This window comes from Luteimicrobium album, from assembly GCF_030161555.1.
In the GTDB taxonomy this organism is placed as follows: domain Bacteria; phylum Actinomycetota; class Actinomycetes; order Actinomycetales; family Cellulomonadaceae; genus Luteimicrobium; species Luteimicrobium album.
Map to the genome: position 1 here is coordinate 1,041,577 of NZ_BSUK01000001.1, position 20,517 is coordinate 1,062,093.

General features: G+C 71.3%; 16 protein-coding genes, 5 pseudogenes and 1 riboswitch. Of the genes and pseudogenes, 13 read left to right on the forward strand and 8 right to left on the reverse strand.

What is annotated here, in order from left to right; translation table 11 throughout:
- Positions 1-654: 654 nt before the first annotated feature.
- The 6 genes and pseudogenes from QQK45_RS05285 to QQK45_RS05315 form a co-directional block, all read right to left on the reverse strand.
- Positions 655-1,758: a thiamine ABC transporter substrate-binding protein gene (locus QQK45_RS05285; protein ID WP_284292367.1), complete on the reverse strand. Its 1,104-nt coding sequence runs from the start codon at positions 1,756-1,758 to the stop codon at positions 655-657.
- Between the two features lie 70 nt (positions 1,759-1,828).
- Positions 1,829-1,947, reverse strand: a riboswitch (TPP riboswitch).
- 76 nt (positions 1,948-2,023) lie between these two features.
- On the reverse strand, positions 2,024-3,025 hold the full coding sequence (mgrA, locus tag QQK45_RS05290) for an L-glyceraldehyde 3-phosphate reductase (protein WP_284292368.1): 1,002 nt from the start codon (positions 3,023-3,025) through the stop codon (positions 2,024-2,026).
- Positions 3,025-3,845, reverse strand: a pseudogene (locus QQK45_RS05295) (ATP-binding cassette domain-containing protein). Before QQK45_RS05295 ends, mgrA begins: the two are co-directional and overlap by 1 nt.
- Before the next feature lie 2 nt (positions 3,846-3,847).
- Positions 3,848-4,840: an ABC transporter permease gene (locus tag QQK45_RS05305; RefSeq protein WP_284292371.1), complete on the reverse strand. Its 993-nt coding sequence runs from the start codon at positions 4,838-4,840 to the stop codon at positions 3,848-3,850.
- Positions 4,841-4,871: 31 nt separating this feature from the next.
- A complete protein-coding gene (locus tag QQK45_RS05310; protein ID WP_284292372.1) occupies positions 4,872-5,909 on the reverse strand; it encodes a substrate-binding domain-containing protein in 1,038 nt (345 codons plus the stop codon).
- 280 nt (positions 5,910-6,189) lie between these two features.
- Positions 6,190-7,410: an FGGY family carbohydrate kinase gene (locus tag QQK45_RS05315; protein WP_284292373.1), complete on the reverse strand. Its 1,221-nt coding sequence runs from the start codon at positions 7,408-7,410 to the stop codon at positions 6,190-6,192.
- 189 nt (positions 7,411-7,599) lie between these two features.
- On the opposite strand from QQK45_RS05315, the pseudogene QQK45_RS05320 reads away from it, so the two are divergent.
- From QQK45_RS05320 to QQK45_RS05345, 6 genes and pseudogenes are all read left to right on the forward strand, one after another.
- Positions 7,600-8,208, forward strand: a pseudogene (locus QQK45_RS05320) (class II fructose-bisphosphate aldolase); the annotation flags it as partial.
- 119 nt (positions 8,209-8,327) lie between these two features.
- Entirely contained in the window at positions 8,328-8,591 is a 264-nt protein-coding gene (locus QQK45_RS05325) for a class II fructose-bisphosphate aldolase (RefSeq protein ID WP_284292374.1), read from the forward strand.
- A gap of 124 nt (positions 8,592-8,715) precedes the next feature.
- A complete protein-coding gene (locus QQK45_RS05330; protein ID WP_284292375.1) occupies positions 8,716-9,786 on the forward strand; it encodes a LacI family DNA-binding transcriptional regulator in 1,071 nt (356 codons plus the stop codon).
- A gap of 58 nt (positions 9,787-9,844) precedes the next feature.
- Positions 9,845-10,168 (forward strand): DUF4235 domain-containing protein, encoded by a 324-nt coding sequence (locus tag QQK45_RS05335; RefSeq protein ID WP_284292376.1) that lies wholly within the window; start codon positions 9,845-9,847, stop codon positions 10,166-10,168.
- Positions 10,169-10,250: 82 nt separating this feature from the next.
- Positions 10,251-11,167, forward strand: a pseudogene (gene pip / locus QQK45_RS05340) (prolyl aminopeptidase).
- A 348-nt stretch (positions 11,168-11,515) separates the two neighbouring features.
- Complete coding sequence (locus tag QQK45_RS05345; protein WP_284292377.1) at positions 11,516-13,096, forward strand: MFS transporter; 1,581 nt, start codon at positions 11,516-11,518, stop codon at positions 13,094-13,096.
- A gap of 74 nt (positions 13,097-13,170) precedes the next feature.
- On the opposite strand, the gene QQK45_RS05350 is transcribed toward QQK45_RS05345, so the two are convergent.
- Positions 13,171-13,320, reverse strand: coding sequence for a hypothetical protein (locus tag QQK45_RS05350; RefSeq protein ID WP_284292378.1), 150 nt, complete (start codon positions 13,318-13,320; stop codon positions 13,171-13,173).
- A gap of 117 nt (positions 13,321-13,437) precedes the next feature.
- Entirely contained in the window at positions 13,438-13,803 is a 366-nt protein-coding gene (locus tag QQK45_RS05355; protein ID WP_284292379.1) for a DUF488 domain-containing protein, read from the reverse strand.
- Positions 13,804-13,941: 138 nt separating this feature from the next.
- Between QQK45_RS05355 and QQK45_RS22955 the strand changes: the two are divergent.
- The 7 genes and pseudogenes from QQK45_RS22955 to QQK45_RS05385 all read left to right on the forward strand — a co-directional run.
- Positions 13,942-14,481, forward strand: a pseudogene (locus QQK45_RS22955) (efflux RND transporter periplasmic adaptor subunit); the annotation flags it as partial.
- A 188-nt stretch (positions 14,482-14,669) separates the two neighbouring features.
- Positions 14,670-14,849, forward strand: a pseudogene (locus tag QQK45_RS22960) (RND transporter); the annotation flags it as partial.
- A gap of 45 nt (positions 14,850-14,894) precedes the next feature.
- The gene (locus QQK45_RS05365; protein WP_284292381.1) at positions 14,895-15,290 is read left to right on the forward strand and encodes a permuted SH3 domain-containing protein; all 396 of its coding nucleotides are present in this window, start codon (positions 14,895-14,897) and stop codon (positions 15,288-15,290) included.
- Complete coding sequence (locus tag QQK45_RS05370; protein WP_284292382.1) at positions 15,287-16,087, forward strand: ABC transporter ATP-binding protein; 801 nt, start codon at positions 15,287-15,289, stop codon at positions 16,085-16,087. The genes QQK45_RS05365 and QQK45_RS05370 overlap by 4 nt, the downstream gene beginning before the upstream one ends.
- Positions 16,084-17,316 carry an ABC transporter permease gene (locus QQK45_RS05375; RefSeq protein ID WP_284292383.1) on the forward strand — a complete coding sequence of 411 codons (1,233 nt, stop codon included), beginning with the start codon at positions 16,084-16,086 and terminating at the stop codon, positions 17,314-17,316. The genes QQK45_RS05370 and QQK45_RS05375 overlap by 4 nt, the downstream gene beginning before the upstream one ends.
- 53 nt (positions 17,317-17,369) lie before the next feature.
- Entirely contained in the window at positions 17,370-18,374 is a 1,005-nt protein-coding gene (locus tag QQK45_RS05380) for a hypothetical protein (RefSeq protein ID WP_284292384.1), read from the forward strand.
- Positions 18,375-18,473: 99 nt separating this feature from the next.
- The gene (locus tag QQK45_RS05385) at positions 18,474-20,492 is read left to right on the forward strand and encodes an efflux RND transporter periplasmic adaptor subunit (protein ID WP_284292385.1); all 2,019 of its coding nucleotides are present in this window, start codon (positions 18,474-18,476) and stop codon (positions 20,490-20,492) included.
- Positions 20,493-20,517: the final 25 nt, after the last annotated feature.

Here is a 20,517-nt window from a genome sequence, read left to right on the forward strand (position 1 = left end):
GCCAGGGCGCCGCGGGGCTCGCCGGCGCGTACGCCTCGCGTTCCTGCTGGGGCGCGCCGACGACCCGCGTAATCCGGTTCGCCGTCGGGCGAGGTGCTGTTGTGGCGGGCTGCCCGACGGCGCAGCCCGCGAGATGCGGTGATCTGCAGTTCCGCGGCGCGCCGTCCGCAGATCTCCGCATCTCGGCCCGCAGCCGGACGGTGGGTACGACCGAGCGGTCACGTGCTGCGCTCACGGCTCGCCCTCCCTGCCGATAGCGCCCCCTCGCGAAGCAGGCCTCCCGGCGGGGTACCTCGCGAGACGGGGGAATTTGTTCTTCCGAGCCAGGTCGAAGCGGATTCCCCCATCTCGGCGTGCTCGCCCGGCCCGACGGCGCAGCCACAGCCTGAGCGTCGCCCCGGGCGCCCGGGCCATGCGCCGTCGTCGGGCAGGACCGGAACCCGAAGACCGACGCAACCCGCATGCCCGGGCGCCGTCAGACGGAGGGATGCGGACGCCAAGGCCAGGCCCGCGTGGTGCAGGACGGGCGTCGGGCGGGGGTGTCGCGCGCGATCGTGGCGGGTCTGGCGGGAGCCGAGCGAGGAACGAGCGAGGCGGATGGAAGATCGCGCGCGACACCCCCGCCCGGCGCCCGGGACCCGACCGAGCACGACATCAGCCAACGACAGCAGCCGTCCAGTCCTTGATCCACTGCTCACGGTGCTGCGTGATGTCCGCGGCGGGCACGTCGAGGGGCTTCGTCGCGAGCGGCGCGAACTTCTTCCACGCGGCGGGGATCGTCGCGGCCGGGTCGACGGGGTACATGTACATGAGGTCCGGGATCGTGGACTGGACCTCGGTGGACTGGAGCCAGTCGACGACCTTCGCGGCGGCGGCCGGGTTCTTGGCGCCGTTCAGGACGCCGGCGTACTCGACCTGCCGGAAGCAGGTGTCGAGGAGCGCGCCGGTCGTGGTGGACGTCTTGTCCTTGCTGAGCGTGAACGCGGGCGACGACGAGTACGACAGCACGATCGGGCGCGGACCCTTGCCGTCGGCGCCGGAGAAGTCGGTGTAGTACGCGTCCTCCCAGCCCTGGTCGATCTTGAGCCCGTTGGCCTTGAGGGCCTTCCAGTAGTCGAGGTACCCGTCCTGGCCCTTGGCGCTGATCGTGGCGAGGAGGAACGCGAGCCCGGGCGACGACGTCGCGGGGTTCTCGACGACGGTCAGGTCCTTGTAGGCGGGCTGGGTGAGGTCGTCGAGGGTCTTCGGCTCGGCGACGCCCTTCTTCGTGAACCAGGTGTGGTCGACGTTGAGGCACACGTCGCCGTAGTCGATCGGGGTGAGCTGCTGCTTCCCGTCGCTGCCGTCGACGGCGTACTGCGCGGCCTCCGACGGCTGGCCGGCGGGCGTGTGGTCGGCGAGGACGCCGGCGTCGACGGCGCGGGTCGCGAACGTGTTGTCGATGCCGAACACGGCGTCGCCCAGCGGCGAGTCCTTGGTGAGGACGAGCTGGTTGGTGAGCTGGCCGGCGTCGCCCTGCTTGACGAGCTTGACGGTGATGCCGGTCTGCTTCTCGAAGGCGGCGAGCTGCTTCTTGTCGACGGCGAACGAGTCGTGCGTGATGAGGGTGACGGGCCCGGTGGACGCGGCGACGGGGGCGGTGCCGCTGCCCGACGGCGCCGCTGCGCCGTCGTCGCTGCTGCAGCCCGCGAGGGCGAGACCGAGGGCGAGGGTACCCACGCCCGCCATGAACGCGGCGCGGCCGGTGATGTGCTGCAAGGTGTCCTCCACATGGTGCTGGAGGGGCGTGCGTGGCGTCCGCCGGGCGGCTGCTCGACGAACGCCACGACGGAAGAGATTCCCGACTTCCTCCACCGGTACTAACCGGGTCAGGTTCGAGGGTCTGCGGTGGTCCCGCACTCTCAGCGCCCATCCGCCGGGGCGGACGACGCTCCCCTGTCGTTCAGCCCCAACCCTAGCGCCTGGGCACACCTCGAGGCGTGGCAGGTGCCCGTCTCGGCCGCGCCGCCACCGAGCCCGACGCTCACCGACCCGTGAGTCGCGCGTCCCGCCACAAGTCGATGCCCGCGTCGACCGCGAGCCGGTCGATCTCGGCGAGCTCGGCCGAGGTGAAGCTCAGGTCCTCGAGGGCGAGGACGTTCTGGTCGAGCTGCTCCGGCCGGCTCGCGCCGATCACGAGGGAGGTCACGCGCTCGTCGCGGAGCCCCCACGCGAGCGCCAGCTGCGCCAGGCTCTGTCCGCGCCCGCGGGCCAGCTCGGCGAGACCGCGCAGGTTCTGGACAGTCTCCGGCGCGAGCAGAGCGGGGGCCAGCGACTTCGACTGCGTCGCACGTGAGCCCTCGGGAATCCCGTCCAGGTACTTGTCCGTGAGCATCCCCTGCGCGAGCGCGCTGAACCCGATGACGCCGACGCCCAGCTCTGCCGTGACATCCAGCAGCCCGTCCTTATCGACCCAGCGGTTCAGCATCGAGTACGACGGCTGGTGGATCAGCAGCGGGGTGCCCAGGTCCGAGAGCATCGCCGCGATCTGTCTGGTCTGCTCGGGTCCGTAGGAAGAGATCCCGACATAGAGGGCCCGGCCCGACGTGACCGCGGTGTGCAGTGCACCGGCGGTCTCCTCGAGCGGCGTCGAGGCGTCGGGGCGGTGCGAGTAGAAGATGTCCACGTAGTCGAGGCCCATCCGCCCGAGCGACTGATCCAGACTCGCGAGCAGATGCTTGCGGCTCCCGCTCGGTCCTCCGTACACGCCGTCCCACATGTCCCAGCCCGCCTTGGTCGAGATCACGAGCTCGTCACGGTGGCCGCGCAGGTCGGTACGCAGGAGCTGGCCGAGGGACTCCTCGGCCGAACCCGGCGGCGGCCCGTAGTTGTTGGCGAGGTCCAGGTGGACCATCCCGTGCTCGAACGCGCGGCGGGCGACGGCCCGCTGGCGTTCGAAGGTCACGTCGTGGCCGAAGTTGTGCCAGAGCCCGAGGGAGAGCACCGGCAGGACGAGGCCGGACCGGCCCACGTTGCGGTACAGCATCAGTTGGCCTCCCGGTCGGCGGGCCCCGCGGTCAGAGCCTCGGTGGACGGCGGCATACCGGCAGCGCCGGTCACCTGGGCCACCAGCTCGACACCGCTGATGTCGGATACCCGCTCCCCGTTCACGACCTCGCCGGCCCGCATCACCCAGACCTGCTGGGCGAGGCGCATCACCTGCTCGAAGTTGTGGGAGATGATCAGCACGCTCGTGCCCTCGTCGACGATCCGGCGGATGAGGTCCTCGACCTGCGCGGTCTCCCGGAGGCCGAGCGCCGCCGTGGGCTCGTCCATGATCACGAACTGGCGCGACCACATGACCGCCCGTGCGATGGCGATGGCCTGCCGCTGTCCGCCGGACAACCGCTTGACCGTGCGGGTCGCCGACGGCACGTTGACGGCGAGTCGCTGGACCAGGTCCTGCGAACGGCGCCTCATCTCGGCCCGTCGAAGTATCCCGATGCCTTTCGGGCCCCAGGTGAGCTCGCGGTTGAGGAAGACGTTCTGCCAGACGGTGAGCTGGTCCGCCAGCGCAAGATCCTGGTAGACCGTCTCGATCCCGGACCGGCGCGCCTCCAGCGGGGAGGCGAACCGGACGGGCTGACCGTCGATCAGGATCTCCCCGAGTCCGGGCTGTGGTAGCCCGATAGGCACTTGATCAGCGTCGACTTCCCGGCACCGTTGTCCCCGACGATCGCGGTGACCTCGCCGACGTTCGCGAAGAGCGAGGCCCCCTTGAGCGCCTGCACGCTTCCGAACGACTTGCTGATCCCGCGCAGCTCGATCTTGGGCGTCCCGGCCTCGGCTGTCGTGGTGGTTCCCATGGTCACTTCCTCCCTCGCATCAGGGTGGCGGCCGCGAGCACGACCACGCCGACCACGGCGGGCTCGTAGAACGCATCGACGCCCACCATCGTCAGCCCGGTCTGCAGGACCGTGAGGAGCAGAGCACCGAGCGCGGGGCCCCAGACGGTCGCACGCCCGCCGAACAGGCTCGTGCCCCCGAGGACCGTCGCAGCGACGGCCTTCATGACGTAGTCGGTGTTCGTCGCCGGCTGCGAGGCACCGACGTAGAGCACGAGGAAGACGGCCCCGACACCGGCCATCGTGCCGCAGACGATGTAGCCGACGAGCTTCACCCGAGACACGCGTAGGCCCATCGCCTTGCTCCCGTCGGCGTTGTCGCCCACAGCGAGCAGGTGGGTGCCGACAGGCGTGTGAGCGAGCAGGACGTGCAGCAGGAGGACGATGCCCGCCACGATGAGGAAGTTGTAGCGGAAGATCCCCACCGAGTCCGACGCGATCGTGGTCAGGACATGGTCGGAGACCGGCTTCGGCACACCCTTGGACCAGATCAGACCGATGCCCTGGACGAGGCCCATCGTGCCGAGCGTGACGATCATGTCGGGAATCTTGACCCTGCCGACGAAGAAGCCATTCACCGCGCCGACCGCCGCGCCGACCGCGATCGCGGCGAGGACGCTGAGGACCAGTCCGCCGCCGTCGTAGACGGCGCCGAGAACGACCGAGGCGAGCGCGAGCGTGCTCGCCATCGACAGGTCGATGCCCGCCAGCATGACGGCGAACGTCATGCCGACCGCGAGCAGGACGGGGATGGCGGAGTCCGCGAGCATCCCGTCCAGGTTGTCCCAGGTGAGGAACGTCGGGCTCAAGATCGTGAAGATCACCATAGCCAGCACCAGTGACACGGGTGCCGCGATCTTCATCCAGAGCTCTTCGCCACCTGCGCGGCGGACCAGCCCCCGGAGTCCTGGGCCGGTATCCACCCGGGCGGTCAACGTGTTCGTCGTCGCCGTCATGCTGAACGTTCCTTTCTCTCTCGCCGGGCTCTCAGCCCTCGAACGGGTTGGGGACCTCGAAGCCCTCGGGCGGCTGCGGGGACGCGTCGAGCGCAGCCTTGGCATTGTCCTTGGTCACGGCGAGCACGGGGGTGTCGACCGACGCGGGGAGCGTCTTGCCCTGGGCCGCGGCCTGGCAAGCCTGGACCGCCTGCGACCCCATCAGGTAGGGGAACTGCTCGATCGCAGCAGCGAGCTTGCCCTCGGAGATGGCCTGCAGCTCCTCCTTGGTCCCGTCGATCCCGATGACCTGGACTTCACCCGACCTTCCTTCCTGGTCGACGGCCTCCTGGATGCCGAGCGCCTGGGTGCCGGCCACGGTGAAGAAGCCCTTGATGTCCGAGTGCGCGCGCAGTATCGCCGCGGCGCCGTTCTTGGCCTTGGCCCGGTCGGCGTCGGCCGAGATCGTCTGGACGATCTCGAGCTTGCCCTGCACGGCCTCCTTGAAGCCCTTGATGCGCGCGAGGCTGCCGGCGTCCGAGGCGAGTGCGCCGACGACGGCGACCTTGGAGCCCTCGGGCACGAGCTTGAGCAGCTGCTCCCCGGCAGCCTTGCCCGCGTCCTCGTTGACGGTGCCGACGTAGGTCGAGACGGTGACGCCCTGCGCCGCGGCCTTCTCCTTGTCCATCACGAGGTCGACGTTGACGACCGTCGCATCCTTGGCCTGCGCGAGCGGGGCGATGAGGTTGGTCGGGCTGGTCGGGTTCACGATGTAGCAGTCGTAGCCGGCCGACACCAGAGCGCTCGCCTTCGTCGCCTGTCCCGAGTCGTCGCTGACATTCTGGGCGGCCGAGGTGGTGAGCTTCGCGCCGATCTTCTTCGCCTCGTCCTGGGCTCCCTCGACCATCGAGCCGAAGTACACGTTGTCGAGCGGCTTGGTGACGAAGGCGATCTTGAGCGTCTTCGCCGTCGAGTCGCCTCCGCTGCCGCCGGAGTCACGGTTGCACGCCGTCATGGCGGTCGCGACACCGAGGGCAACACCGAGCGCCAGGGTGCCGCGCAGCACCTGGCGTGAACGGGTGAGCTTCATCGATCTTCTCCTCATTGAGTGTGTCCCGAGCGGGACGGTCCGTCGGGTACGAGCCAGATCCCGTCTCGTACCGCCAGAGGTTAGACAGATTCTGACATCGTTGTCTAGCAGAAGCCCGTTTTCTGTCCGATCCGAGGGTCAATTCACAGGATCTCGTCCCGGCCGGCCGGCCGTGGGACACCATCGCCGACCGGCATCCCGGCAGGCGTCGACCACCACCCCAGAGCGACGCCCGCGATGGCGGCGGCCCCGCGTCCTGCGGACTCGACCCCGGAGGCCGTCACGAGGGGCTCGCCGACGGCACGCACCTTTGCACCCATCCAGGCCGCCGACCGGGTGCCACCCCCGTGAGCACGACGGCGCCCTCCACCCGCGCGACGTCCCGGACCGTTCGGACCCCGTCCGCGGCGGCCTGGGCGTAGTAGGTGACCAGAGCCGCCCACGCCCGGTCGTCGGCCCTTCCCGGGCCGTGGCCTTCCTCCCACAGGACCGCGTCTTCGCGGCTCGTCGCGGCCGCGCCGACGACCGGCACGCCCTCGAGCTCGGACCGCGGACGGCCCGATGCCCGCTCGAATGCGGCCATCGCCAGTCCAGGGCGCAGTCCCTCCCAGATCAGCGCGACCTCGTCCGCTCCGGCGCCCGGGCGAGGCTCGATGGTCAGGCCGAGCGCGACGGCGTGCTCTGCCCACGCGACGCGACCCTCGCCCGGGGGTGTCGTCCAGGCGATCAGCCCCTCGCTGGTCCCGACCGAGTCGAGCACCTCGCCGTCCGCCAGGCCCACACCGACGGCGCCGACGAGGTGGTCGTGACCCGCGAGCACCACCGGCGCGCCGGGTTGCAGGCCGATCCGCTCCGCGACGCCCGTCACAGCCCGTGCACCCGGCCGGGCCGCCCAAGGCACCACGACGCCCTGGCGTTCCAGCCCGCCGAGCTCCCACACATCAGCGACGGGCCTCCGCGCGATCGGGTCGTAGGCGCCGGTGGTCGACAGGAGTCCGGCCTCGGCGACGACCGACCTCGTCATCCGCCAGACCCACGCGGCCCCGATCCCGAGGAACGTCCCCGCCGGGAGTCGGCTTCGCCCGGCGAGCCAGGACAGTTTGGCCAGGCTCGACGTCGCGCGCAGGTGGTTGCCCGTCAGGCCAGCCACCCTCTGCTCGCCGAGCGTGCGCGCGATCACCCGGACGACCTCCTGCCCCCGCATGTCGTACCAGGCCGGGAAGTGGAGATCGGCGAGGCCGCCATCGGTCAGCACGGTCCCTACCTCACCCATCGTCGCGACTCCCACAGCCGCCACGGCCGCCGGTCCGAGGCCGAGGCCGCTGACGGCTTCGTCGGCGGCCTCCAGCGCCGCGGCGACGGGGATGTCCACCCCGTCGCTGGTCCGCACGGTCGGGGTCACGACACGGCTCGTCCCGACGAGCGAACCGTCTGGACGGAAGGCACTCGCCTTCACGCTCGAGCTCCCGAAGTCGAGCCCGACCACCACCTGCACACCCATGCACCGCACCTCCACGTCGACGGCCCTAGCCCACCCCATCCGAGTCGCGGATTCGACTCGAAGCGGCATGTCTGTCTGTTCGCGCTATTCTGTCTATCGTTGTCAGACTGCGGCAAGCAGTGGCACGGGCCAGAACCAGCCCGCCGGCAGGCTCCCCGAGCATCCCGGCGGCACTCAGAGAAGAGGAAGATGACACTCATCACGCTGCGCCGGGCGCTCGACGAGGCACGTACGGGCGGCTACGGGATCGGCGCCTTCAACGTCACGGACCTGGTCCAGACGGAAGCCGTCCTCACCGCTGCGAGCGAGACCGGCTCCCCCGTGATCGTCCAGACGATCGCGGGCGCGTCCGCGCACGGCAGTGACGAACTGTTCTGGTCGTTGCTCCAGCGCACGATCGACCACTACCCGGACGTGCCGACCGTGCTCCACCTCGACCACGGCCCCGACCCCGACACGTGCCGCCGGGCCATCGACGCCGGCTTCTCCAGCGTCATGATCGACGGCAGCCTGGACCGCGTCACCCATCAGCCGGCGACCTTCGAGGACAACGTCGCCGCCACGGTCGAGGTCGTCGAGTACGCGCACGCCCGCGGCGTGTCCGTCGAGGGCGAGCTGGGGACCATCGGCGGCTCGGAAGACGGCACGGCGCATGCCGAGATCGTTCTCGCCGACCCGGAGCAGGCGGAGTCCTTCGTGAACCTCACGGGGGTCGACGCGCTCGCCGTCGCCATCGGAACGTCGCACGGCGCCTACAAGTTCACGAGCCCGCCCGACGGGACGGTCCTCCACATGGACCTCATCACCGAGATCGCCCGCAGGGTGCCCGACACCCACCTCGTCATGCACGGCTCCTCCTCGCTTCCGGCGGACCTCCGCACGGTCATCAACGCGCACGGCGGCACGCTGCCCGAGTCGTGGGGGTCCCGGAGAGCGAAAAGGCACGCGCGACGACCCTCGGAGTCACCAAGCTCAACCAGGGGATGGACTCGCACATGGCGTACATGGCTGCCCTGCGGACCGCGCTCGACGAGGACGGTATGACGGTCGACCCGGCTCCGGCCGAACGGGCCGGACGCGTGAGGATGCAGGCCCTCCTCGAGGAGCGCATGCGCATCTTCGGCCAGGCAGGCCACACGGGCGACTACGCCCTCGAGCCCTTCCGTCCTGTCCAGGCGTGATCCTCACGGCGCGGACCGGCGGTGCGTCCGTCTACCCCCTCGGGGAGAGACGAAGGCCCGCCGGTCCCGCCGAGGCCACCCGGCAACACCGTGCCCTGGGAAGCTCACTCACTAGGATCCACCCATGACCGATCCCGAATCGACCTCCGCGCGCTTCGGACGCCCGGTCCGTCTGTCCGACGTCGCAGCCCAGGCCGGGGTCTCGGTGAAGACGGTCTCACGCGTGCTCAACGGCGAGCAGTACGTCACCGAGACCATGCGTCAGCTCGTCCTGCGGACCGCCGCCGAGCTCGGCTACGTCGGCGACAGCCGCGCTCGCACCCTGCGCACCAACCGCTCCGGGTTCCTCGGCTTCGTCGTCCCGGACATCCGTAACGGGTTCTTCGCGCGGCTCACGCAGTCGATGGAGACCCGGGTCGCCAACGCCGGTCAGACGATGCTGCTCGGAATCTCGGACGAGCTCCCCGAGAAGGAGGACCGATACCTGCGCCTCTTCCGCCAGCAGCGGATCGACGGTCTCGTCGTCGTTCCGGCCGGAGGGCCCTCGCTCATCGACGTCTCGCACCGACTTCCCGTGGTCGTGCTCGAGCGCACCACCGAGGAGTTGCAGGGCAAGGCCGACCACGTCTTGGTCCAGAACTTCGAGGCGGCACAGCAGCTGACCCGGCACCTGGCGGGGGCGCACGGCCTGACCGAGCTCGCGATGGTCGGAGGCGAGTCGACGGTATCGAGCGTGATGGAACGCCGGCGCGGCTTCGTCGAGGCGGTCACCGAGCTGGGCCTTCCCTTGCACGAGTCGAACGGACATCTGTCGATCGAGGATGCGACCGCAGGCGCCTTGGCGCTCTTTCGCACGCTCGAGCCACCGTTCGGCGTGTTCGCCACCGGAAGCCGGATGTACTGGGGTGTGATGGCCGCGATCGCCCAGCTCGGACTGCGCATCCCGAAGGACGTCGCCGTCGTGACGTTCGACGGCACCGGCGACGTGAACATCTCTCCGGTGATGCCGACCCAGGCCATCCTGCCCGTCGAGACGATGACGGCGCGGGCGATGCAACTGCTCGTCGAGCGCACTGCGAGCCCGGAGCTGGAGCCGAGGACGAGGTACGTGGAGTGCGACATCATCTACGGCACGACGTGCGGCTGCGTCGAGTCGGACCTGACCGGACCGCTCGTGGTCCGCGGTCGCGCCTGAGGCCCCTGTCGGCACTACGGTGGGAACCGACAGCCCGCATCACCACCGGAGGCAAGCCGTGGCCGACCCGAAGCCCCAACCCAAGCCGACCGCGACGTCGCAGATCCTCACGGCGGTGCTCACCGCGGGTGCGGGCTGGGCGGCCCAGAAGCTCGTCCGTACCGTGTGGGCGAAGCGCGCCGGGTCGGCCCCGAAGAACGCCGCGGACCCGAACGTGTCGGCGGTCGCGGCCGTCGTGTTCGCGGCCGTCGCCGCCGCCGTCGGGGCGATCGCGCAGCGCGCGGCCACGCGAGGCGCCGAGCGGGTCGCGGCGCGGATCCACGCGCCCGGCGCCGACGCGGTCGAGTCGACGCTGCACGACTCCTCGCACGCGGAGCTCTGACGTCGTGGCGATCGTGAGCGACGCGACCCCGCTCGACGACCTCCGCGGGCTGTACCCGGAGATCGAGCCGTACGCGAGCGGCATGCTCGACGTCGGCGACGGGCAGCAGGTCTACTGGGAGACGTCGGGCAACCCGGACGGCAAGCCGGCGGTGTTCCTGCACGGCGGCCCGGGCGGCGGCACCACCCCGCCCACCGGCGCCTGTTCGACCCTGAGAAGTACCGGATCGTCCTCGTGGACCAGCGGGGCTGCGGCCGCAGCATCCCGCACGCGAGCGAGCCCGACGCCGACCTCGCCACCAACACCACCTGGTACCTCGTCGAGGACCTCGAGGTGCTGCGCGAGCACCTGGGCATCGAGCGCTGGCTCGTGCTGGGCGGGTCGTGGGGCTCGACGCTCGCGCTCTCGTACGCCGAGACCTACCCGGAGCGCGTCACCGAGCTCGTGCTGCGCGGCATCTTCACGCTGCAGCGCCGCGAGCTCGACTGGTACTACGAGGGCGCGGCCGGCCAGCTCTTCCCCGAGCGCTACGCCGACTTCCTCGAGCAGGTCCCGGGCGTCGCGCCCGGCGACCGGATCGCCGCGTACCACCGGCTCCTGTTCGACCCCGACCCCACGGTCCACGTGCCCGCGGGCAAGGCGTGGACGACGTGGGAGTCGTCGACGTCGTCGCTGTTCGAGAACCCGGACCGGATCGAGGAGTCGACGCTGGCCGCCCACGCGACGGCGTTCGCGCGGATCGAGAACCACTACTTCGTCCACCACGGCTTCTTCCGCGAGGGCCAGCTGCTCGACGAGGCGTCGGCGCTGCGCGACATCCCGGGCGTGATCGTCCAGGGCCGCTACGACGTCGTGTGCCCGCCGATCACGGCGTGGGAGCTCCACCAGGCCTGGCCCGGCTCCGAGCTCGTGATCGTGCCCGACGCCGGGCACGCGTTCGACGAGCCCGGGACGCTGCACCAGCTCATCGAGGCCACGGACCGGTTCGCCTCGCGCTGACCCCCTGACGACCGCGGACGCCGCGGTGCCCGGCCCGGGCGCCGCGGCGTCCGTCGTCGGCGGGGAAACTCACCCGCGGCGGCGTGTCACGTCTCACCCGGCCGGTCCGTCTCTCGAGGAGAGGCCCACCCGGGACCGTCGGCTCGACCGTCGCGACCGCCAACCGTTGACCTGCCAAAACACTTCGCTGCGAGCAAACGGAGGCAGTTTCCATTTACTGTTGACGTGCGCCCGACCGGCTGCTGTGCTGGAACCTCACCGCCTCTCCGCCGTCCCTTCACGACGGCGCCCGGCCGGCTACCCACCCGATGACGAGTCCCTGGAGGACGCGTGTCCGAGCACCCATCGGTGAGCTCCCTGGAGGAGCCCGCCCCGACGGCAAGCGTCAAGGCCGTCGACGAGCACGTCGCCCCCGACACGGGGACGGCGCCCACCGAGCTGTCGAACTACCCGCGCCGCTGGGCCGCGCTCGCCGTGATCGCCGCCGCCCAGCTCGTGATCATCCTCGACACCTCCATCATGAACGTGGCCCTCCCGTCCGCGGCGAAGGACCTGGCCATCCCCTCGTCGGACCTTCAGTGGGTGGTCACGGCCTACACGCTGGCGTTCGGCGGACTGCTGCTCCTCGGTGGACGCATCGCCGACTACGCCGGCCGCAAGCGGATCTTCCTCCTCGGCCTCCTGGGATTCGCCGCGGCGTCCGCGCTCGGCGGCGCCGCGCAGAACGAGGGCATGCTCATCGGCGCCCGCGCCATCCAGGGCGCGTTCGGCGCCCTGCTCGCGCCCGCGGCGCTCGCCCTGATCACTGTGATGTTCACCGAGTCGCACGAGCGCGCCAAGGCGTTCGGCGTGTTCGGCGCGATCGCGGGCGGCGGGTCCGCGGTCGGCCTCATCCTCGGCGGGGTCCTGACCGACTCCCTCGACTGGCGCTGGTGCCTCTACGTGAACGTCCCCGTCGCGATCATCGCGGCGCTCTTCGCGCTTCGCCTCGTGCCGGAGTCGAAGGCACACGGCGACACCAAGCTCGACATCCCGGGCGCGGCGCTCTCGATCGTCGGGCTGGCAACGCTCGTCTACGCGTTCACCGAGGCGTCGAAGCAGAAGGTCCTGCCGAACGGCAGCGTCACGACGGTCGGCTGGACCGACTCGCTCGTGCTCACGCTCCTCGCGGTCGCCGTCGTCGCGCTCGTCGCGTTCGTCGTCGTGGAGACCCGCGTGAAGAACCCGCTCCTGCCGATGCGCGTCGCCCTCGACCGCAACCGTGGTGGGTCCTACCTGATCTTCCTGCTGGTGGGCGCCGGGCTGTTCGCGATGTTCTTCTTCCTCAGCCTCTTCCTGCAGCAGGTCCTGGCCTGGTCGCCGCTCAAGTCCGGCCTGGCGCTCCTCCCGTTCAGCCTCGGGATCATCGTCATGGCGGGCATCGTGTCGCGGCTCCTGCCCCGGTTCGGCCCGCGGCCCCTCATGATCGTGGGCCTCGCGCTCGCGACCACGGGCATGCTCCTGCTGATCCGGACGAGCCCCGACGCGTCGTACGTCAGCACGGCCCTGCCTGCCATGATCGTGATGAGCCTCGGCATGGCGCTCGTGTTCATCCCCGCGTCGTCGACGGCGCTCGTGGGCGTCCAGCCGCACGACGCCGGCGTCGCGTCCGCGCTGCTCAACACCGCCCAGCAGGTGGGCGGCTCGCTCGGGCTCGCGCTGCTCAGCACGCTGTCGATCTCGGCGTCGTCGTCCAAGCTCACCGACCTCGTCAAGGGCGGCAGCGACCCGAAGGACCTCGCGGTCCAGCACACGGCCAGCGTGTACGGGTTCCACACCGGGTACTTCTGGGGCGCGATGCTCTTCGCCATCGGCCTCCTGGTGTCGATCTTCCTCATCAACGCCAAGAAGGACGCGCTGCCGGCCGAGGGCGCGGTCGCGGCCGGCTGACCCACGCCGCACACACACGACGGCGCCCCCTCCACCTTTGCGGGTGGAGGGGGCGCCGTCGTGTGTGCAGGGTGTCAGGTGCGGCAGCGGCCCCGCCCGACGAAGCCCAGGATGATCGCCACGACCAGGACGATGATCCCGATCCACAGCAGCAGGTGACCCAGCGGGAACCCGAGGATCACGAGCACGACACCGACGATCAGGATGATCAACCACAGAGGCACGAGGGCCCTCCTCTCGACGCCGCCGCGCTGTGCGACGGCCTGAGCGACCCTCACACGAGCCCGGGTGCTACGCATCCTGGACGAAGCCGGTCGCTCCCGGCAGAGCACCCGAGACCGTCAGGAGCCGGACGACTTCGCCTCGAGGTAGTCCCGGAGCACGGTCGCGTTCGCGGTCGCCGGGTCGTGGGCGCCGAACAGGAGCGTCACCGTCGGGTGCCCGGCACCCCAGGCGAGCGCGTGCTCGACGGCGTCCGGCCGGGCGTCCAGCTCGGCCCGTAACCGCTCGGCGAACTCGTCGAACTTCGCCGGGTCGTGCCCGTACCAGCGGCGCAGCAGCTCGTCCGACGGCGCGATGTCCTTGTCCCACTCGTCGAGGTCCGCCTTCTCCTTGCTCACGCCGCGCGGCCAGAGCCGGTCGACGAGGACGCGGTACCCGTCGTCGTCGGCCGGGGCCTCGTAGACGCGCTTGATCCGGTAGCCCATGCCTCCCAGGCTCCCACCGCCCCGCAGGGGCGCACAGGTGGCAGACAGGTACACGACAGTGGTGCTCCAGAGCCCTTCTCTACGGTCAGTCCGCCCGGGACGACCGCTCCCGGGCCGTTCGACCGCCCGAGGGAGATCATGGGAGCCGTCATCCACCGCGTCTGGGCCCGGCCAGGGAGCCGGGCACTCACCGTCGGGATCGTCGCCGCGATCCTCGTCGCCGCCGCCGTCGTCTGCTGGCTCGTCCTGCGTCCCTCGGACGAGGCGTCCGCGTCACCGAGCATCAAGCAGGTCACGCAGACCGCGACCGTCGGGACGTCCACGTTCGAGAAGTCCGTCTCCGCGTCCGGGTCGCTCACGCCGACCGTCGACGAGGACGTGAGCTTCGCGGCGTCCGGCACCGTCACGTCGGTGAAGGTCGCGGAGGGCGACACGGTCAAGAAGGGCGACGTCCTCGCCACCATCGACACTCTCCAGCTCCAGGCGAACCTGCTGTCCGCCAAGGCGGACCTCGCGACCGCGAAGGCCGACCTGGCGTCCGCGGAGGACGCGAACGACGGCAGCGACGCCGCCGAGCAGCAGGTCGACGCCAAGGAGGCGGCCGTCAAGGTCGCGCAGGCGTCCGAGGACGACGCCGAGGACGCCATGGCCGCAGCGACCCTCAAGGCGCCGGCAGCCGGCCTCGTCACCGCGGTCAACATCGCCAAGGGTGACGCCGTCACCGGGTCGTCGAGCAGCTCGTCCGCCGCCTCCTCCGGTTCCGGGGCTCGGGTGCGACCGGCTCCGGTGCGGGCGGCCTCGGCGGCAACGGGTCGTCGAGCAGCTCCTCGAGCAGCAGCTCGTCCTCGACGGCGCAGTTCACCATCGTGGGCACCAGCTCGTGGGAGGTCGACGTCAACGTCGGCGAGGACGACGTCGAGAACGTCGCCAAGGGAGACCAGGTCGAGCTCACGGGCGACGACCTGTCCGACACCGTCTACGGCACCGTGTCGTCGGTCGGCCTGCTCCCCTCGACGAGCTCCGGCTCCGCGACGTACCCGGTCACCGTCAAGGTCACGGGTTCCCCCAAGGGCCTGCACGACGGCGTCTCCGTGACCGCGAAGATCGTCTACGAGCGGCGCAGCGACGTGCTCTCCGTGCCGTCGGCCGCGGTCACGACGACCGACGGGACGTCTACCGTCCTGGTCGTCGGCGACGACGGGAAGACCACGAAGACGACCGTCACCGTCGGCGAGACGAGCGGCCAGAACGTCGAGATCACGAAGGGCCTCACCGAGGGCCAGAAGATCCAGTACACGCAGACCGTCATCACGCCGGGCGGCACGTCCGGCCGGAGCGGCAACCAGCAGAACGGCGAGTTCCCGGGCTTCGGCGGCGGCGAGGGCGGCGGCCGCGGCTACGGCGGCTACGGCAGCCGGAGCGGGAGCAGCGGTGACCAGGGCGGCCCGCCGGCGGGCTTCGACTTCCCGCGGGGAGGCGGCCAGTGACCGCCACGCTCACCGGCCCCTCGGCCTCGGCCGCGTCCGCGACGCCGCCCGTCATCGACCTGCGCGCCGGCCGCAAGACCTACACCACCGGTTCCATCACCTTCGAGGCGCTCCGCGGCGTGGACGTGCGGATCGAGCGCGGCGAGTACGTCGCGATCATGGGCCCGTCGGGTTCCGGCAAGTCGACGCTCATGAACGTCCTCGGCTGCCTCGACGTGCTCACGTCCGGCTCGTACCGGCTCGCCGGCCATGACGTGGGCGACCTCGACGAGGTCGAGCTCGCCCAGATCCGCAACGAGGAGATCGGCTTCGTCTTCCAGCAGTTCCACCTGCTGCCGTCGCTGGCCTCGTGGCGCAACGTCGAGCTCCCGCTCATGTACCGCGGCGTGCCGCGGCACGAGCGGCGCGAGCGCGCGGCGCTCGCCCTCGAGCGGGTCGGGCTGGGCGACCGGCTCGACAACCGTCCGGGCGAGCTCTCGGGCGGGCAGCAGCAGCGCGTCGCCGTCGCACGCGCGCTGGTCGGCGAGCCGGCGCTGATCCTCGCGGACGAGCCCACCGGCAACCTGGACACGTCCTCGACCGAGGACGTGCTCGCCCTGTTCGACGAGCTCCACGCCCAGGGCCGAACGATCGTCCTCATCACGCACGAGCCCGAGGTCGCCGAGCGCGCCCGCCGGGTCGTGCGGGTGCGCGACGGCCTGATCCAGGGCGACGGGCCGGCGTCGGCCCTGCACGACGACCGCGGCTACCTCCACCACCCCACCTCGCACGACGACGACACCCAGGAGATCCGATGAGCTGGGGCGAGACCCTCGCGACCGGCTGGCACGCGATCCGCGCGCACTCGATGCGCTCGCTGCTGACGGTCCTCGGCATCCTCATCGGCATCGCCGCCGTCATCCTCACGGTCGGCCTCGGGCTCGGCACGCAGAAGGACGTGAGCGCGTCCATCAGCTCGCTCGGGTCCAACCTGCTCATCGTGTCGCCCGGTTCGACGACGTCGAGCGCGGGCATCCGCGGCGGGTTCGGGTCGTCGACGACGCTTACGACGTCCGACGCCGACGCCCTCTCCTCGAAGACGGCCGCGCCCGACGTCGAGGCCGTCGCCGCCGAGAAGTCGGCGTCGGAGTCGCTCGTCAACGGCGACACCAACTGGACGACGACGGTCGTCGGCACGTCGACCTCGTGGCTCGACGTCCGGTCGCGGACCGTCTCCGAGGGCCGCTTCCTGAACGCGGCCGACGAGAACGACCGCACGACCAACGTCGTGCTGGGCTCCGAGACCGCCACGGAGCTGTTCGGCAGCCCGCGCGCCGTCGGCCGGACGCTCACGATCAACGACGTCACGTTCACCGTCGTCGGGGTCCTCGAGTCGGCCGGCTCGAGCACGTCGGACAACCTCGACGACACCGCCGTGGTGCCCATGAGCACGATGCAGAACACGATCGTCGGCGGCACGAGCCGCACCGCCGTGTCGACCGTCTACGTCAAGGCCGTCGGCACGGACGAGATCTCGGCCGCCTACCAGGAGACGCAGAACCTGCTGCTCAACCTGCACGGCATCACCGACGCGGACGACGCGGACTTCACGGTCAGCAGCCAGGACGCGCTCGTCTCGACCGCGACGTCGGTCTACCGGACGCTCACCGTGCTGCTCACCGGGATCGCGGCCCTGTCCCTGCTCGTGGGCGGGATCGGGGTCATGAACATCATGCTCGTGTCCGTCACCGAGCGGACCCGGGAGATCGGCCTGCGCAAGGCCCTCGGCGCCCCGCCCGTCGCGATCCGACGCCAGTTCCTGACGGAGGCGTCCGTCCTCGGCCTGGGCGGCGGCCTCATCGGCGCGGCGCTGGGCATCGCCTCCGCGAAGCTCCTGCCGAGCGTCCTCGACTCGTCGATCATCGTCTCCCCCACGGCCGTCGTCGGCTCGATCGTGATCGCCGTCGGCATCGGCCTCGTGTTCGGCGTCTACCCCGCGGTCCGCGCGGCGCGCCTCGCGCCGATCGACGCCCTGAGGAGCGAGTGATGACCCGCCCCTCCCACCACGTCCCCACCGACTCCATCCCTTCGGGAGCTGCCATGTCAACCGTTCGACCCACCTCTCGCCCGAGGGCCGCACGGCCCTCGCTGGTGCTCGCCGCGACGGGCGTCGTCGCGGCAGTCGCACTGTCCCTCGCCGCGTGCTCCTCGGGGTCCGGGTCGGGCGGCAGCACGCAGGCCGACGCCGGCCAGGGCCAGCAGGGCGCCCAGCAGGGCGAGGGCGGCCAGCAGGGTGAGGGCGGCCAGGGCGCCGGGCGGGGCTCGGGTCAGCGCCCGGGCACGTCCGGCGAGATCGCCGCCGTGTCCGGCACGACGGCGCAGGTCCAGTCCACGGACTCCCAGACCGCCGTGTCGTGGACGTCGTCCACGAAGGTCACCCAGCAGGTCGCGGGCAAGCTCGCGAACGTCAAGGTCGGCTCGTGCGTCCTCGTGACGTCGTCGAGCAACGACGCGTCCTCGGGCGGCGACGCGTCGGCCTCGGCGGACGGCCCGATCACCGCCGCGACCGTCGTCGTCCAGTCCACCTCGGGCGACTGCACGGGAGGCGGGTTCGGCGGCTTCGGCGGCCAGCGGCCGTCCGGCGCACCGACCGGCGGGACAGGCGAGCGTCCGCAGGGCATGCCGACCGACCTGCCGTCCGGGATGCCGACGGACCTGCCGTCGGGCGCCACCGGCCGCGGTCGCGGGGCCGGCGGGTTCGACGGGTTCGCGACGGGCAAGGTGAAGTCCGTCTCGGGCTCGGGGTTCACGGTCGAGCAGACGGGATTCGGCCAGGACGCCACCACGACGGACCGTGACGTCACCGTCGACTCGTCGACGACCTACACCGTCACCACGACGGCGAAGACGTCCGCGATCAAGGTCGGGCTGTGCCTCACCGCGCAGGGCAAGACCGACGACAAGGGCACCGTGGCCGCCACGACCATCGCGCTCAGCACCAAGGGCGACGACGGCTGCTCGAGCGGGTTCGGCGGGTTCGGCGGGTTCCGGGGCGGAGAGCGTGGCGAGGGCGGTCAGGGCGGTCAGGGCGGCAGCGATGCCTGACGTCCAGTCCGTCGCACCCCACGAGCTCGAGCCGTCCTCCCCGGGCACGCCCGCTCGAGCAGCGCCCGCTCCAAGCGTCGTCGGGCCCGCCGTCGTCGCGTGATCGTCGGCGGCATCACGACCGTCGCGCTCGTCGCGGTGGCGGGAGGCGCCTACGCGTTCACGCGCGGCGACGACACGCACTACCGCACCACCAGCGTCTCCACGGGCACCGTGAACCAGACCATCTCGGCCACCGGGACGGTGGCCTCCGCGTCGCGCGACGACGCCGCGTTCTCGGTGGCCGGCACCGTCGGCACGATCAAGGTGTCCGTCGGGGACACGGTCAAGGCCGGGCAGGTGCTCGCGACGCTCGACACGTCCGACCTGGACGACGCCGTCGACGACGCCGAGGACTCGCTCACGAGCGCCCAGCAGCAGCTCGCGGACGACCTCGACGCGCAGTCGAGCTCGAGCTCCAGCTCGAGCTCGTCCTCGAGCACGTCGGCGGAGGGCGCCGCATATACGGCGCCCTCCGGGTCGGGCTCGTCCGGCACGACGGCGGCCCAGGGCACGGCGACCTCGACCATGGCCTACGTGACGACCGTCGCCAGCACGACGACCGTCGCCGCCGCGAGCAGCGACACCGACACGGTGGAGGCCGCCAAGAAGAAGGTCCAGGACGCGCAGGACGCCCTGCTCGCCCAGTACGACACCGTGAAGCAGGCGCTCTCCGCGAGCTCGGACGGCATCACGGCGTCCGGCGACACGTGCGCCACGTTCCTCGCGGGCACGACGTCGTCCGGCTCGACGTCGACGTCGACCCCGACATCGACCCCGACGGACGGCACGTCCGACGCGGACAGCGACCTCGCGGACGCGCTCGCGGACTGCCAGGACGCCGTCAAGGGTGTCCTGGCGGACCAGCAGGCCGTCGACGCCGCGCAGCAGAAGCTCCTGACGCTCGCGACCGACCTGGACGACGCGGTCGCAGCGCTGCAGAAGGCCGTCGCCGCAGCGGGCACGGGCTCCACGGGCTCCGGCTCCGGCTCGTCGGGCGCGGGTACGCCGTCCGGTTCCGGCACGGCGTCCGGCTCGGGCTCGAAGGGTTCGGGCTCCGGCACGGCGTCAGGCTCCGGTTCGAAGGACTCGGGCACGCCGTCCGGCTCGGGCTCCGGGATGCCGTCCGGATCGGGCTCGGGGGCACCGTCCGGTTCCACCGGCTCCGGTACGACGTCCGGGTCGGGCTCGACAGGGTCCGGCAGGCCGTCGGGCTCCGGCTCGACCGGGGCCGGCGCCACCGGTGGTGGCAGCGGCGGCAACGGCTCGGGCCTGTCCGGCGCGGGCGGCCAGTCGTCGGCGACCAAGACCATCACCGCCGAGCAGATCCTGGCCGACCAGGCCGAGGTCGACCTCGCGAAGTCGAAGGTCGCGATCGCCAAGGACGACCGCCAGCGCTACCAGCTCACGTCCCGGATCGCCGGGACGGTCGCCAAGGTCGCGATCGCCAAGGGCGACGCGGTCTCGGCGTCGTCGTCGAGCGCGGTCGTCACGGTGGTCGGCAAGAACGGGTACGTCGTCGACGCGACCGTCCCGCTGACCAAGGTGAACCTGCTCAAGACGGGCCAGACGGCCGACGTCAGCGTCGTCGGCGCGAGCAAGAAGCTCGGCGGCACGGTCAGCAGCATCGGCGTCGTGAACCAGTCCGAGACGTCCACCCCGTCGTACACGGTGTCGATCACTCTGGACGACGCGTCGAAGAAGCTCTACGACGGTTCGTCCGCCCAGCTCGACATCGCGGTCGCCGCCGCGAAGGACGCGACGGTCGTCCCGACGTCGGCGGTCACCGTCTCCGGGACGAAGCACACCGCGCAGGTGCTCGAGGACGGGAAGGCCACGACCGTCGCGGTCGAGGTCGGTGCGGTCGGGAGCGACGTCACGCAGATCACGTCGGGCCTGGAGAAGGGCGACACCGTGATCCTCGCGGACCTGACCAAGGACGTCACGAGCGGGTCCGACGACTCGAGCTCCAACGGGCTGAGCGGGCTGGGCGGCAGCCAGGGCCGCACGGGCCAGGTACCGGGAGGGTTCAGCGGCGGCTTCCCGGGCGGGTTCAGCGGCGGCGGCAGCCGCCCCTGAGCCGCCCGGACACGGCCCACGCACA